This window comes from Microbacterium sp. Leaf288, from assembly GCF_001422925.1.
In the GTDB taxonomy this organism is placed as follows: Bacteria; Actinomycetota; Actinomycetes; order Actinomycetales; family Microbacteriaceae; genus Microbacterium.
Map to the genome: position 1 here is coordinate 44,355 of NZ_LMNI01000014.1, position 14,085 is coordinate 58,439.

At 72.0% G+C, this 14,085-nt stretch carries 11 protein-coding genes; 6 read left to right on the top strand and 5 right to left on the bottom strand.

What is annotated here, in order from left to right; all coding sequences use genetic code 11:
* The first annotated feature begins 48 nt into the window (after positions 1-48).
* On the top strand, positions 49-972 hold the full coding sequence (locus tag ASF40_RS19150; RefSeq protein ID WP_235560292.1) for a S1C family serine protease: 924 nt from the start codon (positions 49-51) through the stop codon (positions 970-972).
* Between the two features lie 44 nt (positions 973-1,016).
* A complete protein-coding gene (locus ASF40_RS21530; protein WP_235560293.1) occupies positions 1,017-1,484 on the top strand; it encodes a hypothetical protein in 468 nt (155 codons plus the stop codon).
* A gap of 54 nt (positions 1,485-1,538) precedes the next feature.
* Here ASF40_RS21530 and ASF40_RS19160 read toward each other — a convergent pair whose 3' ends face one another.
* The 5 genes from ASF40_RS19160 to helR all read right to left on the bottom strand — a co-directional run bounded on the left by ASF40_RS19160 (position 1,539) and on the right by helR (position 8,619).
* A complete protein-coding gene (locus ASF40_RS19160) occupies positions 1,539-2,402 on the bottom strand; it encodes a serine hydrolase domain-containing protein (RefSeq protein WP_056372148.1) in 864 nt (287 codons plus the stop codon).
* 36 nt (positions 2,403-2,438) lie between these two features.
* Positions 2,439-3,740 (bottom strand): HNH endonuclease signature motif containing protein, encoded by a 1,302-nt coding sequence (locus tag ASF40_RS19165; protein WP_056372149.1) that lies wholly within the window; start codon positions 3,738-3,740, stop codon positions 2,439-2,441.
* Positions 3,741-3,791: 51 nt separating this feature from the next.
* Positions 3,792-5,267 (bottom strand): hypothetical protein, encoded by a 1,476-nt coding sequence (locus tag ASF40_RS21630; protein WP_056372151.1) that lies wholly within the window; start codon positions 5,265-5,267, stop codon positions 3,792-3,794.
* A 61-nt stretch (positions 5,268-5,328) separates the two neighbouring features.
* Positions 5,329-6,300: a hypothetical protein gene (locus ASF40_RS19175; protein ID WP_056372153.1), complete on the bottom strand. Its 972-nt coding sequence runs from the start codon at positions 6,298-6,300 to the stop codon at positions 5,329-5,331.
* Positions 6,301-6,363: 63 nt separating this feature from the next.
* On the bottom strand, positions 6,364-8,619 hold the full coding sequence (gene helR / locus ASF40_RS19180) for an RNA polymerase recycling motor ATPase HelR (RefSeq protein WP_082497217.1): 2,256 nt from the start codon (positions 8,617-8,619) through the stop codon (positions 6,364-6,366).
* Positions 8,620-8,935: 316 nt separating this feature from the next.
* On the opposite strand from helR, the gene ASF40_RS19185 reads away from it, so the two are divergent.
* The 4 genes from ASF40_RS19185 (at position 8,936) to panB (ending at position 14,070) form a co-directional block, all read left to right on the top strand.
* A complete protein-coding gene (locus ASF40_RS19185) occupies positions 8,936-11,290 on the top strand; it encodes an arylsulfatase (RefSeq protein ID WP_056372156.1) in 2,355 nt (784 codons plus the stop codon).
* A 319-nt stretch (positions 11,291-11,609) separates the two neighbouring features.
* A complete protein-coding gene (locus ASF40_RS19190) occupies positions 11,610-12,347 on the top strand; it encodes a Rossmann-like and DUF2520 domain-containing protein (RefSeq protein ID WP_056372158.1) in 738 nt (245 codons plus the stop codon).
* Positions 12,344-13,210 carry a pantoate--beta-alanine ligase gene (panC, locus tag ASF40_RS19195; protein WP_056372160.1) on the top strand — a complete coding sequence of 289 codons (867 nt, stop codon included), beginning with the start codon at positions 12,344-12,346 and terminating at the stop codon, positions 13,208-13,210. Before ASF40_RS19190 ends, panC begins: the two co-directional genes overlap by 4 nt.
* Positions 13,207-14,070: a 3-methyl-2-oxobutanoate hydroxymethyltransferase gene (gene panB / locus ASF40_RS19200; RefSeq protein WP_056372162.1), complete on the top strand. Its 864-nt coding sequence runs from the start codon at positions 13,207-13,209 to the stop codon at positions 14,068-14,070. Before panC ends, panB begins: the two co-directional genes overlap by 4 nt.
* Positions 14,071-14,085 lie beyond the last annotated feature (15 nt).

Here is a 14,085-nt window from a genome sequence, read left to right on the forward strand (position 1 = left end):
TTCGGCGAACTTCCGCCGCAGCGTCCGTGACGGGTCGACACTGGTTTCGTGGACGACCAGGAGGCGCTCGACGCCTACTCCTCGACGGTGATGCGCGTCGCGCAGATCGTGCTGCCGTCCGTCGCCGCGGTGAGCGTGCGCACGCGGCAGGGTGCGGGCGCGGGCAGCGCATCGGTCATCACCTCGGAGGGGCACCTGCTCACGAGTGCGCACGTCGTCGAGGGTGCGATCGGCCTGGAGGTCGCGTTTCCGGACGGCACGGTGGCGGCAGCATCCGTCATCGGCGCCGATCCGCTGTCGGACCTCGCCGTGCTGCGCGCGGACGTCGACACCCCGCCCCCGCTGACGATGGGGGATGCCTCGAAACTGGGCGTCGGGCAGCTCGTCGTGGCGCTCGGCAACCCGCGGGGATTCTCGGGCAGTGTGACGGCGGGGATCGTGTCGGCGCTCGGCCGTTCGCTGCCGACGCGGTCGGGCCGGGTGATCGACGAGGTCATCCAGACGGACGCGGCCCTGAACCCCGGCAACAGCGGCGGAGTGCTCGCCGATAGTGCCGGCCGCATGGTGGGTGTGAACACCGCCGTCGCCGGGGTGGGACTCGGACTCGCGGTGCCGATCAACGCCACGACCCGCGAGATCATCGACACCCTGCGGGCGTCGGGGCGCGTGCGGCGCGCCTGGCTCGGCATCGCCGGTTCGACGGTGCCGCTCGGCCCCGACGTCGCGGCGAAGGCCGGATCGCGGGTCGGGATGCAGGTGGTCTCGGTGGTGCCCGAGAGTCCGGCCGCCGTGGCCGGCGCGCGTGTCGGCGACATCGTGCTGTCGCTCGACGGCGTCACGATCGCCGACCCGACGGCGCTGCAGCGGCGCATGGTCGAGGGCGCGATCGGCCGCCGCATGGAGATGACCCTGTGGCGCAACGGCGCGCTGGTCGACGTGGTGGTGCTGCCGCAGGAACTCCGGGTGCGCTGACCTGCGTGGATCTACGCTGTGACTGTCTGAGGGAAGGAGTCGCCGTGTCGACGTATGACGAGCACCTGTCTCACGCCCACGTTCCGGGACCGGGTGAGTCGAGCATCCCCGAGCTCGAGTTCGACGAGACGATCCCGCCGCGCCCGGAGGAAGAAGTGGCCGACGTCGCCCGGGCGGAGCCGGACGTCGCGGACCACAGCCATCATCGGAACATCGTCCGCGTGTGGCGTGGAGTGATCCGCACGGTGGACCGCGACGAGTACGTCGACTACGTCGAGCGGACGGGCATCGAGGAGTACCGCGCACTTCCTGGGAACAAGGACGCCTGGACGCTGACGCGTGACCTCGCCGACGGCCTGACGGAGATCCTGACGGTCTCGCGATGGGACAGTCTGGACAGCATCCGAGGATTCGCGGGCGACGACGTCGACAGGGCGGTGTACTACCCGGAGGACGACCGGTTCCTCGTCGAGAGGGACGACACCGTGCGCCACTACGTGCAACGCAGCTGACCTGTCACGGCACGAGTCCAAGCGGCCGCAGTGGCGGGCGGGGTTCGCGGCGCTTCAGCCGTGAACGGCCTCGACGACGAAGGCCGCCGTGCGGTCCGCGCGGAAGTGATCGTCGGCGGTGATCGTCACGACCGCGTCGCCCGCGAAGATGAGCAGCTGGCCGTAGGCGCCGTGGAGGCGCCAGGCGTCGCCGGGGCCGCGCCAGCCGGCGAGGGCGTAGCCGTCGTAACCAGGGTTCTCGCCGGCGACGACCCAGTCGGAGTGCATCGCGTCGATCCACTCCGGTGACACGAGCTGCCGGCCCTCCCACCTGCCGCGCTCTCGGATGAGCCGCCCGATGCGGGCCAGTTCGTGGGTGCGCAGGGGGAGGCCGCCGCCCGCGACGATGCGACCGTTCGGGCAGCGCTCCCACTCGACGTCGGCGATGCCCAGCGGCGCGAACAGGCGCGGACCCAGATAGTCGGCGACGTCGCCCACTCGCTCGGCGAGCACGCGCATCGCCGTGTAGGTGCTGGCGTTCGAGTACTGGAACACCCTCCCGCGGGAGGGGCGCCGGAGGAACTCCGCGGCGAGGTCGGGCCAGTCGGTCATCATCGTCTCGGACCAGGGCAGATCGATGCCGCTCGTCATCGTCAGCAGATGGCGGAGGGTGACCCCGTCGACGCCCTCGCCGAGATCAGCAGCGGGCAGGTATGTCGCCACCGGAGCGTCGAGTGAGATCAGCCCCTCGTCGGCGGCGATGCCCGCGGCGATCACGCAGACGCCCTTCGCGGCGGAGTGGATGTCTTCGCGCACATCAGCGGTCCACCGGTGCTCGGCGACGTCATCACCGATGAGGACATGCAGGCCATGCGCCCGGAACCCCGAGGCGTCCGCCTCGAGCACGATGCGGTCGGCGACGGACTGGGCGCGGGTCACGTTCTCCAGTCTGCCTGCCCACCGGTGCCTGAAGTCTCAGGTGCGGAGGGGCGTGAGTGCGGGGCCACGGTCTTCGCGGCCGGCGGTGGTGTATTCGTGGCCTGTGGGGCTGGTCCAGACCAGCAGCTCGTCATCGAGGCGTGCCGTCCACCGGGTGTGGTGTTTCAGGCGGTGGTGCTTCTTGCAGAGGTGGGCGAGGTTGTCGTGGTCGGTGCAGCCGCCGTGTTCCCAGGCGAGGTTGTGGTCGGTTTCGCAGCCGGTGGCGGGGGTGTCGCAGCCCGGGAACCGGCAGGTGCCGTCGCGGTCGGCGAGCCAGGTGCGGAGCGCGGCGGGGGTCTTGTAGGTGGTGCGGTCGTAGACGAGCCGGATGCCGGTGACGGGGTCGGTGAGCACACGCCGCCAGGAGGTGGCGCCGGCGGCGAGGGTCATCGCGACGTCGAGGGGGATCGGGCCGTAGCCGTCGAGCACGGCAGGCTCTTCGCTCTCACCGAGAAGACTGAGCGCGGGGACGGTGAGGGTGACGTTCACCCGGACCGGGCGCAGCGACTTCGCGGGGTCGGCGCTGTCGGGCACGCCGACAGGGCGGTCGTTGCGGAGCAGGGCGTCGATGAGCGCGTCGAAACGAAGCTGGCCCAACGTGCGGGGGTCACCGGCATCGTGTTCGTCCTTGGCGGTGCCGGTGAGCAGGGTGTGGGCCAGGTGGACCTGCATGATGGGGCCGTAGACCATGAGCCAGCCCATGCCGTCGCGGGCGGGTTGCACGGTCACGTCTCGCGACTTCACCGCCCGGTCGGCGCGTTCCTGGATGGTGTCGGGGTCGAGGTGTTCCCGGATCCGCCGCGATCGGTGCGCGAACCGGTGCACGGTGACATCTCGCCGGCCCGCGAGCACTGCGTCCTCGAAAGCCCCGCGGTGGAGCGGGGTGAACATCTCGGCGTCCTCAACCAGGGCCGCTGCGTGCCGGTAGGAGATCTCCCCGGAGGTGAGCGCGGTCATGGTCGCGGGAAGGTCGGCGCACAGCACCCGGGACTCTCGGAGCAGGTCTGCGGCCTGGCGCTCAGTGACGCGCAGCACGCAGGCGACCTCGGCGCGGGTCGAGCGGGCCACCCAGTCCGCAGCATCCGTCGCCGGATCCTCACCGCGCGCCGCCTTCTTCGCAGCCGGCGAGCCCGGGTCGTACGAAACGATCCGCTCCTGATGCGCCTCGCTGACCCGCCGCAGCTCGTCGAGCAGCCGGGTGCGTTCCGCCTCCAGGCCAGCCTGGGCGCGCCGCACGCGATCGAGCTCGTCCACCAGGGTGGCTGCGTCGTCGCAGTGGAGCGAATCGGTCGTGCACATGCCCTGAGGTTAGAACATACCTACGACATTCCGAGTGTGCGCGGAGATCCGTTACGGCACCGCCGGTGCCGTCAGCTCGCTCTCGGCCGGAGGGGCGGCGGGTGGCTCCGCCGTCACCGGCGGCGTCGCGGGCTCAGCAGGTGCGGAGGCCGGTTCAACGGCGGGGACGGATGCCTCTGCCTCGGGCTGCGGCGCGGGCGCGGCGTCGGCCGGTGCGGGCTCGACCGGGGCCTGCTCGACCGCAGCGGGCTCGACGCCGACGGGCTCGACGTCGGCGGGCTCGACCAGGCCGGGCACGTCCGTCACTGTTCCCGCGGGCGCCGGTTCGGCTGCCGCAGGCTCGACCGCGCCCAGAGCGGCAACCGGGTCGGCTGATTCCAGAGCGGCGGCCTCGAGAGGGGCGACCACGCCGGGCGGCGGCTCGGGGAAATCGAACTCGTCGTCAGGGTTGCCGGCGACCTTCGGACCGATCTGGTCGGACGTTCCCGGGGTGCCCGGTGCGCCGGTCCAATGCTCCGGCGGGACGAGGCTCTCGTCGACGGTGAACGTCAGCGGGTTGTCCCACACGATCACCTCGCCCACCACGTTCGTCGCAGGGTCCTCGGCCGCGTACGCGACGTAGCGGTGCAGCGGACGCTCGCCGCCGGGGCACTGCAGGGTGTCGGCCGCGACGCCGGTGAGCGAGAACGTCAAGGTGCGATAGAGGTCGCACTCGGGCTCCCGGTAACCACGACGCCACGGCGCCGTCACCTCGGTGACGCCGTCCTCCGCCACGGGGTGGCTCGGGTGATCGAGACCCTGGACGCCCCACTGGGTCATGGAGTAGGTGTAGCTCGCGCGGGCCTCGTCGAACGAGCCGCGGCACATGGCCACACCGGCCGAGAGCAGGACGACGTAGCGCGGCGTCTTCATGTTGAACACTCCGAAGACGGGCTCGTTCGTCAGCCGGCTGGGCGCCAGGTATGCGGCGGCCGTCTCGCAGTCCCCCGCCTCGAGATAGCCGTACGCAGGGCCGTCGTCGAAGTTGTTCGGGCTCGTGTCGCTCTTCGGGAGGTCCCACGCGTAGACGACGATCGGCGGCTGGCCGCCGTTGCCGCCCGCACCGCCGCCCCCGCCCGAGCCCCGGCTCCCGCCGGAGCCCCCGGAGCCCCCGGACCCGCCGGAGCCGCCTCCGCCGTTCCCGCCGCCTCCGCCGTTCCCGCCGCTTCCCCCCGCACCGCCCGACCCGCCGCCCTGCCGGTTCCGCGGGGTGGTGCCCCCGCCAGGACCGGGCTGCTCAGTGTCGGTGCTCGGCGGTGACACCGGGGGCGCAGCATCCGGAATCGAATCCGGCTGTGCCGGCTCGTCCGAGTCGGTCCGATTCACGTCTTGTCGCGAGTCGTCGTCACGCTGCGTCGCGGGCGGCTGTTCCTTCTCAGGTGCGACAGGCGAGTACTCGCCGCACCCCGAGAGGCCGAGGGCGACCGCGACCGCGACCGCGGATCCGATCGCGAGCGATCGCTTCGGAGTGGTTCTTGTCGGAGACATCGCTTCCCTCCTTCGTCGAGGATCTGCTGTTGTGGAGGGGGGAAAGGGCGGGGGAGATACCTCAGCCCTGCCCCGCGACCTCGGGCTCCGGGTCGGCGCTCGCGCAGGGGCCGAAGCCCCCGGCGTCCGCGATCCCGTACACATCCCGGACGAACGTGAACCGCAGGCCGTCGCCGTCGACCGGGAGCATGACGACCACGCCGTAGTCGAATGTCCACTCGTCCGAGATGAGGAAGTACTTCCCGCCGGTCGATTCGAGCAGGCGGAGGCCGCGATACCGGTAGCGGAGGCCCTCGCCGGATCCTGCGCACGTGACGTCGACGCCCGGCGACACGATGTCGAGCGGCGCTGCGCTGTCGACCATCACTCCGGGCAGCTTCTCGATCTGGTTCGGGAAGTCGCGGGCGAGCTCCGTGCCCTCGACCGTCGCGTAGTTCATCGCCGACCAGAACAGCCCGATCGCCACGAGGATCGCGATCGCGCCACGGAGGACGCCCTCGGTCATCGGGGCGAACCTCACCGCGTCGCGGAGCCCACCGCGCAGCATCAGCCCGTAGAGGAGCAGGAGCATTCCGCCCGCGCACACGAGGGGTGCCGCGATGTACGTGATCGCGTACCCGATCAGCCCGAGGGCGAGGCCGAGCGCGAACACGCCGACGGCGATGAGCCACATCCAGCGAGCCACCCATGTGACGATGCGATCGTCGGCTCCGAGCCGGATGCGCCGACGCCGGAGCCACTGGTCGAGCCCCACCCACGCGAGACCGGCGATCGCCGCGCAGATCGGGAGCAGCACGACCGGCTGCACGCTCCGGCGGACGTAGTCGTCGACCGTCATCCCGAGGATCGCCTCGTCGATGCCGAGCATCTTCGCCATCTGGTCGCTGCGCACCCAGCCGAAGTACACGAGCAGGGCGGTCAGCACGCCGACGTTGGCGACGACGGCGAGGAGCGAGCGCACGAGCGACCCGCGCGTCTCGCGATCCGCGGCCTCGACGGCCTCGGATGCCTCGTCTTCGACGTCTGTGCTCACATAGGGGAGAGCGGCCGCGAGGCGCCGCAGATACGCGGGCGCCGCGGCATCCGTCCCCCGTCGCTAACCCTCGAGCACCACCAGCCGCTCGGTCGCGCGGGTCATCGCGACGTAGCGGTCGACCGCGCCCTCGATGCCCTCGCCGAACGACGACGGCTCGACGAGCACGACGAGGTCGAACTCGAGGCCCTTCGCGAGCTCGGGGGTCAGCGACCGCACCCGCTCGCGAGGTGCGAACGAGAGGTCGCCGATGACGCACGCCACGCCCTCGCCGTGCTCCGCCAGCCACTCCGACAGGATCCGGTCACGGTCCGCCACCGCGGCGTGACGCACCGGCACACCGCTCGACCGGATCGACGTCGGCACGTTCGCATCGGGGATCGCCGCGCGGATCACCGGTTCGGCCACGGCCATCACCTCGCTCGGCGTGCGGTAGTTGATGGTGAGCGACGACACGCCCACCTCGGTCAGGCCGGCGTGCTCGAGGCGCTCCTGCCACGACTCGTGGAATCCGTGCCGCGCCTGTGCCCGATCGCCGACCACCGTGAAGCTGCGCGACGGGCAGCGGGCCAGCAGCATCCGCCATTCCGCGTCGGTGAGCTCCTGCGCCTCGTCGACGATCACGTGCGCGAACGGGCCCGAGAGGAGATCGGGGTCGACGGCGTCCAGCACCGACTCGTCGACGAGGCTGTTGCGCAGATCGTCGCCGTCCAGCCACTGCATCATCTCGTCGCCGGCCTCCTTCAGGCGGTCGACGACCTGCGCCATGTACTCACGCTCCTGCGCGAGCTTCGCCTCGCGCTCACGGCGTCGCCGCGACGCCCCCGGGTCGCCCAGCCGCCGCCGGGCCGCGTCGAGGAGCGGCAGGTCGGCGGTGGTCCAGGCCGTGGGGACCGGTCGCTGCAGCGCCTCGATCTCGTCCGGCTCGAGCCACGGCGCGCAGCGGCGCAGATACGCGGGCACGCTCCACAGATCCGAGACGAGAACGGATGCCTCGACCAGCGGCCACGCGCGACCGAAAGCGCGCGTCAGCTGTTCGTTGCGGGCCAGCGCCCGCCGCAGCTGGTGCAGCGGCACCTCTTCGCCGTCGACCTGATCGGTGAGGATGTCGAGGATCGTCTCCCACACCTGGTCGCGCGCCTCGTTGTGCGGCAGACCCGTCTCCGCCGACGCGAACGCCTCGGCCCAGTCCTGGGGATCGAGCCGCAGCTCGGCCCAGGGCGTCTCGACCACCAGGCCCACCGCGGGCGGCTCCTCGTAGAGCTGCACGGCGGCCTCGATCGCGTCGATCATGCGGGCGTCGGCCTTCAGGCGGGCGACTCGGGCATCGGGCTCCGCACCGGCGAGCCCGCCCTCGGCCACGAGGTCGCGCAGGGTGCAGGTCTGCACGCTCTCCTCGCCGAGGCTCGGGAGCACGTCCTCGACGTAGGAGAGGTACGCGGGGCTCGGACCGACGAACAGCACGCCGCCGCGCCCCTCGCCGAGGTGCGGGTCGGAGTAGACGAGGTAGGCGGCGCGGTGCAGCGCCACGACCGTCTTGCCCGTGCCCGGGCCTCCGTCGACGACGAGCGCGCCGCGCGAGCCGGCGCGGATGATCGAGTCCTGGTCGGCCTGGATCGTGCCCAGCACGTCACGCATGCGGGGCGACCGGCTCGCGCCGAGGCTTGCGATGAACGCGGACTGGTCGTCGAGGGCGGCGTTGCGGTCGAGCCCCTCGGCGGTGAACACCTCGTCCCAGTAGTCGGTCACGCGGCCGCCGGTCCAGCGGTAGCGGCGGCGGCTCACGAGCCCCGAAGGGTGGGCGTGCGTCGCGGCGAAGAACGGCTCGGCGGCGGGCGTGCGCCAGTCGACGAGCAGGCGTCGGCCGGCAGCTGGGCCCACGCGCCCGGAGGCTCCGAGCGACGCGCCAGCGGCGCTTGGAGGGGGCGTGGGGACCGTGAGTCCGAATCGTCCGATGTAGACGGGCTCGGAGCCGTCGGCGGGCACCATGCGGCCGAGGCACGCGTCGACGCCGAAGCGGCGCAGGACCCGCAGTCGGGCGGAGACCCGGTGGATCTCGAGGTCGCGCTCGACCCCGGCCTGACCGTGCCCGCCGGGACGGCGGCGCAGTTCGTCGAGGCGTTCGTCGAGGCCTGCGATCGAGTGCGCGAGCGTGGCGGCGATGGCGGCGAAGTGCTGCTCGTCGCCGCCGACGAGTGCCGGGTCGGACTTGGCGGCGAGGCGCTCGGGAAGGTCGAAGGCGGTGGCGCCGACCGATCGAGAGGACGGGTGGGAATCGCTGATCAGAGGGGTGTTCACGGCATGGGCTCCTGGCGGCATCGCGACGCGGAATCGGACGGAGTAAGTCAGATGAGAGGGGCGGGGGAGCGTCGCGACCGACCAGTATGCGCGCTCGGGGGGCCCTTGCCGCAAGGCCCCCACCCCCGGATATCCTGGTAGTGGCAAGGAGGTCGCGCCTCTGCGTGCGCAGACCCCGCCCGGTCCCGGGGCCACACCGCCCCGCGTCACCCACTGTTCACCTCGCGGCGCAGTTTCACGCGATCCAAGTGATGCGGCGCGTGCATCCCCGTCGATACTGTGACACCACTGGGGGGTGGCGCTCTCGCCCGCCCGCTTCCGGGGACAGGAGATACGCATGACCGCTGATGACCGCCATTCTGTCGTAGGGACACCGCTCCCGCCCGCGCGAACGCTGCCGTTCCCGCCGAAGCCTTCCGGCAGCTACGCGGGGCGCACGCTCGCCGAGTCGACCTACTCGCCGCTGCCGCCCGAGCGGCACCTGGCCGACGACGCGCCCAACGTGCTCGTCATCCTCGTCGACGACGCCGGCCCCGCGTTGCCCGCACCGCTGGGTGGCAAAGTCGCGACTCCGACGCTCGAGCGGATCCGCGAAGGCGGCATCGGCTACAACCGCTTCCACACCACCGCCATGTGCTCGCCGACCCGTGCCGCGCTGCTCACGGGGCGCAACCACCACCGCGTCGGGGCCGGCCAGATCGCCGAGCTCGCAGCCGATTGGGACGGCTACTCCGGTCACATCCCCAAGAGCAGCGCCACCATGGCGGAGGTGCTGCGCAACTACGGCTATTCCACGGCGGCGTGGGGCAAGTGGCACAACACCCCCGCCGAGGAGACGACCAAGGCCGGCCCGTTCGAGAACTGGCCCACGGGCAACGGCTTCGAGTACTTCTACGGCTTCCTCGCCGGCGAGGCATCGCAGTACGAGCCCAACCTCGTGCGCAACACCACGTCGGTGCTGCCGCCGAAGTCGCCCGAGGAGGGCTACCACCTCAGCGAGGACATCGCCGACGACGCGATCTCGTGGCTCCGCGACCACAAGGCGCTCTCGCCCGACAAGCCGTTCTTCATGTACTGGGCCACCGGCGCGATCCACGGCCCGCACCACGTCCACAAGGAGTGGGCCGACAAGTACAAGGGCGTGTTCGATGACGGGTGGGATGCTTACCGCGAGGACGCCCTCGCCGGCGCGAAGGCCGCGGGGTGGGTCCCGCGGGACGCCGCGCTGACGCCGCGCCCCGAGTCACTGCAGGGCTGGGACGACATCCCCGACCACCAGAAGCCGTTCCAGGCCCGCCTCATGGAGGTGTGCGCCGGCTTCGGCGAGCACGCCGACGTGCAGGCGGGCCGCCTCGTCGACGAGCTCGGGCGCCTCGGGTACATCGAGAACACGATCGTCGTCTACATCTGGGGCGACAACGGCTCGTCGGGGGAGGGGCAGAACGGCACGATCAGCGAGCTGCTCGCGCAGAACATGATCCCGACCACTGTCGACCAGCACATCGCCGCCCTCGAGGAGCTCGGAGGCCTCGACGCGCTCGGAACGCCGGCGACCGACAACCAGTATCACGCGGCGTGGGCGTGGGCCGGGTCGTCGCCGTACCAGGGCATGAAGCTGATGGCCTCGCACCTGGGCGGCACCCGCAATCCGATGTTCCTCCAGTGGCCGGCGCGCATCGCACACGACCCCGTGCCGCGCACGCAGTTCCACCACGTGATCGACCTGGCTCCCACGATCTACGAGATCCTGGGGATCTCCCATCCCGACACCGTCAACGGCGTCCCGCAGGACCCGATCGACGGCACGAGCTTCGCCTACTCGATCGACGACAAGACGGCAGACGGTCGCCACCGCGTGCAGTACTTCGAGATCATGGCCAGCCGGTCGATCTACGAGGACGGGTGGCTCGCGTCGACGACGGGTCCGCGCCTGCCCTGGGTGCCCGGCATGCCAGCGGGCATCCAGACCTGGACGCCCGACGACGACCGATGGGAGCTGTACAACCTCGACGAGGACTGGAGCCAGTCGAAGGACCTCGCCGGCCAGCATCCCGAGAAGCTCGCCGCATTGAGGGAGCTGTTCGCCATCGAGGCGGCGAAGAACAAGGTGCTCCCCATCGGGGGCGGACTGTGGATCGCGCCGCTGCACCCCGAGCTGCGCATTTCTCCGCCCTACACCGAGTGGGACTTCACAGGCGACACGTTCCGGGTGCCCGAGTTCTGCGCCCCCGCCCTCGGCAACAAGCCGAACGTCGTCACCATCGAGGTGACGGTCGGCGACCGGGCCAACGGCGTTCTCTACAAGCTCGGCGGCGCGGGCGGCGGCCTCACAGCGTACGTGATCGACGGCATCCTGACGTACGAGTACAACCTCTTCCTCGTGCAGCGGACAACCATCGCGGCGGCCGAGCCGCTCGCCGCCGGCGACCACACGATCGAGATCGAGACGTCGTACGTCGTGCCGAAGCCGGGCGGGCCGCTCGGCGTCGTGCTGCGGGTCGACGGCACGGAGGTCACGTCGGGCACGGTGCCGGTCAGCGCGCCGCTGCTGTTCTCGGCGAATGACTGCCTCGACGTGGGCCGAGCGTACGGCGGCGCCGTGTCGCGGGCGTACGCCGACAAGATGCCCTTCGCCTTCGACGGCGAGATCGGCCGCGTGCACGTCGCCTACAAGGTGCCTGCGCAGGCGTAGCGAGCGCCCCGAGCGGCCCCGGACCCGCTGTGGTCTCGGGGCCGCTGCGTCGTAGCACGACGGATGCCTCGGGGCAGGTGCGGTGGGGTGGCTCGCGCTGTCCCAATCGGCGTTCGCGCCCGTCCCACCGCGGCGGGCTGGTTGGCGCTGTCCGAATCGGCATTCGCGCCCGTCGGGAGCAGCAGCGTTCACCGGATTCGACCGCGCGAGCGCGGCGTCATGGGACGCGCGGTCGCCGCCCCGCGTTGCGCCGGGTATTTTTGAACCTGGTTCAGCCGTCCTGGACCGGATCCATGCGCCGTGACGGGAGACGACGACGATGCCGGACTCGCACCCCGCGCACGCGCTTGCCCGCGTCGCGATCGTCGGCGACGGCCGCGTCGGTCGTGCGGTCGCCGCGGCCCTCCGCCAGGCGGGCGTCGATGTGCACGGCCCCCTCGGCCGCGGGGCGACCGGCGATGACGCCGACCTCGTGCTGCTCGCGGTGCCGGATGCCGAGATCGGGCGCGCCGCCGCACTCGTCGCGCCGGATCGCCTGGTGGGGCACTTCTCGGGCGCGACAACGCTCGAGCCGCTCGCACCGCACGAGGCGCTCAGCATCCATCCGCTCACCACGGTGACCGGCGCCACCTCGTTCGCGGGCGTCCCCGCGGCCCTCGCCGGCTCGACCGTCCGCGCCCTCGCCACCGCGCACGCGCTCGCCGAGTCGCTCGGCATGGCGCCGTTCGACGTCGCCGATGAAGACCGCCCCGCGTACCACGCGGCCGCGTCGATCGCGTCGAACTTCCTCGTGACGCTCGAGTCCTTCGCGGAGGATCTCGCCGCCACCGCGGGGGTTCCGCGAGACGCGCTGGCCCCGCTCGTGCGAGCGACCGTCGCGAACTGGGAGGCGCACGGCGCCGCGGCCCTCACCGGTCCGATCGCCCGCGGCGACGAGGCGACCCTCGCCCGCCAACGTGACGCCGTGGCCGAGCGGCTGCCCGAACGCGCCGGACTCTTCGACGCCCTGGTCGCCGCGACGCGCGACCTCCGAGCGCGCGAGGAGGTGGGATCGTGATCGTCGTCCGCACCGTCGCCGGCCTGCGCGCCGCGCTGCGCGAACGCCGCGGCGGCAGCATCGGCCTCGTCCCCACCATGGGCGCCCTGCACGAGGGCCACGCGACGCTGCTGCGCGCCGCGCGCAGCGCCGACGACACCGTCGTCATGACGATCTTCGTGAATCCCGCGCAGTTCAACGAGCAGTCCGACCTCGCCGCCTATCCCCGCACCGAAGAAGCCGACCTCGCTCTCGCCGAGGCCGAGGGGGTCGACGTCGTCTTCGCCCCCGACGCCTCCGAGGTCTACCCGGACGGCTTCGCGACCACCGTGAGCGTGGCGGGGCCGATCGCCGAGACCCTCGAGGGCGCCGAGCGCGGCCGCGCGCACTTCGACGGCGTGGCCACCGTCGTGACGAAGCTGCTGCTCGCCGCGCTCCCCGATCACGCGTACTTCGGCGCGAAGGATGCCCAGCAGGTCGCCGTCATCCGCCGCTTCGTCGCGGATCTCGGCATCCCCGTCACGCTCGTCGTGTGCCCGACGTCCCGCGACGCCGACGGCCTCGCCCGCTCCAGCCGCAACACCCGCCTCTCGCCCGACGAGCGCGCGCGGGCCCTCGCGATCCCGCGAGCGCTCACCGCGGTCACGGATGCCGCAGCCGGCGGCATCCGTGAGTCCGGTGCGCTGCGCGAGCGGGCGCTGGACGTCCTCGCCGCGGCCCTCATCCAGCTCGAGTACGTCGCGTTCGTCGACCCCGAGACCTTCGCCCCGGTCTCGTCCGTGGACCGCCCGACCCTCGTCGCGATCGCCGCGCGCGTCGGCGCGACGCGTCTGATCGACAACGCGGTGATCCCACCCGTTGCCCCCACCACCGGAGGTGCATGATGCGCGCACAGGTGACACTGCAGGGTCTCGCCGAGATGAAGGCCCGCCGCGAGCCGATCGTCATGGTCACGGCCTACGACTACCCGACCGCCCGTGTCGCGGAGCAGGCCGAGGTCGACATGGTGCTCGTGGGCGATTCCGGCGCGCAGGTCGTGCTCGGCCACGACTCCACCGTCGCGGTCACCGTCGAGGAGATGCTCGTGCTCTCGGGCGCGGTCCGTCGCGGGGTCCGATCGGCATTCGTGGTCTGCGACCTGCCGTTCGGATCGACCGAGGTGTCTGACGAGCAGGCCGTCGCCACCGCGGTGCGCTTCGTGAAGGAGGCCGGCGCCGACGCCGTCAAGCTCGAGGGCGGCGGCGAGGCGCGGCTCAGCCGCATCCGGGCGATCGCCGAGGCGGGCATTCCCGTCGTCGCGCACGTGGGCCTCACCCCGCAGACCGCCGTGGCGCTGGGAGGCCTGCGCGCCCAGGGCCGCACCGCCGAGTCCGCAGCGCGCCTGGTGCGGGAGGCCCTCGCCGTGCAGGACGCCGGCGCGAGCGCGCTCGTGATCGAGGCTGTGCCCGCTGACGTCGCAGCGGTCGTGCTGCCGGCGCTCGAGATCCCCGTCATCGGCATCGGCGCAGGGCCCGCCGACGGCCAGGTGCTCGTGCTCCATGACCTGCTGGGCATCACCGAGGGCAAGACCGCGGCCTTCGTCAAGCGCTACGGCGCCATCGGCCCCGACATGGTCGCCGGCGTCGCAGCGTACGCGCGCGAGGTGCGCGGCGGCGTCTTCCCCGGGCCCGAGCACGGCTACTCCGCGACCGACGTCGCGATCGCCGCGGCGCGCGCCGAGCTCGATTCCCGCAGCGCGGACTGAACGGATGCCGCGGGC

Bases quoted from the DNA above. Each gene is read 5' to 3' on its own strand.
- ASF40_RS19165 (WP_056372149.1), bottom strand. From the start codon at position 3,740: ATGTGCACGACCGATTCGCTCCACTGCGACGACGCAGCCACCCTGGTG.
- ASF40_RS21630 (WP_056372151.1), bottom strand. From the start codon at position 5,267: ATGTCTCCGACAAGAACCACTCCGAAGCGATCGCTCGCGATCGGATCC.
- helR (WP_082497217.1), bottom strand. From the start codon at position 8,619: ATGCCGCCAGGAGCCCATGCCGTGAACACCCCTCTGATCAGCGATTCC.
- ASF40_RS19185 (WP_056372156.1), top strand. From the start codon at position 8,936: ATGACCGCTGATGACCGCCATTCTGTCGTAGGGACACCGCTCCCGCCC.
- ASF40_RS19190 (WP_056372158.1), top strand. From the start codon at position 11,610: ATGCCGGACTCGCACCCCGCGCACGCGCTTGCCCGCGTCGCGATCGTC.
- panB (WP_056372162.1), top strand. From the start codon at position 13,207: ATGATGCGCGCACAGGTGACACTGCAGGGTCTCGCCGAGATGAAGGCC.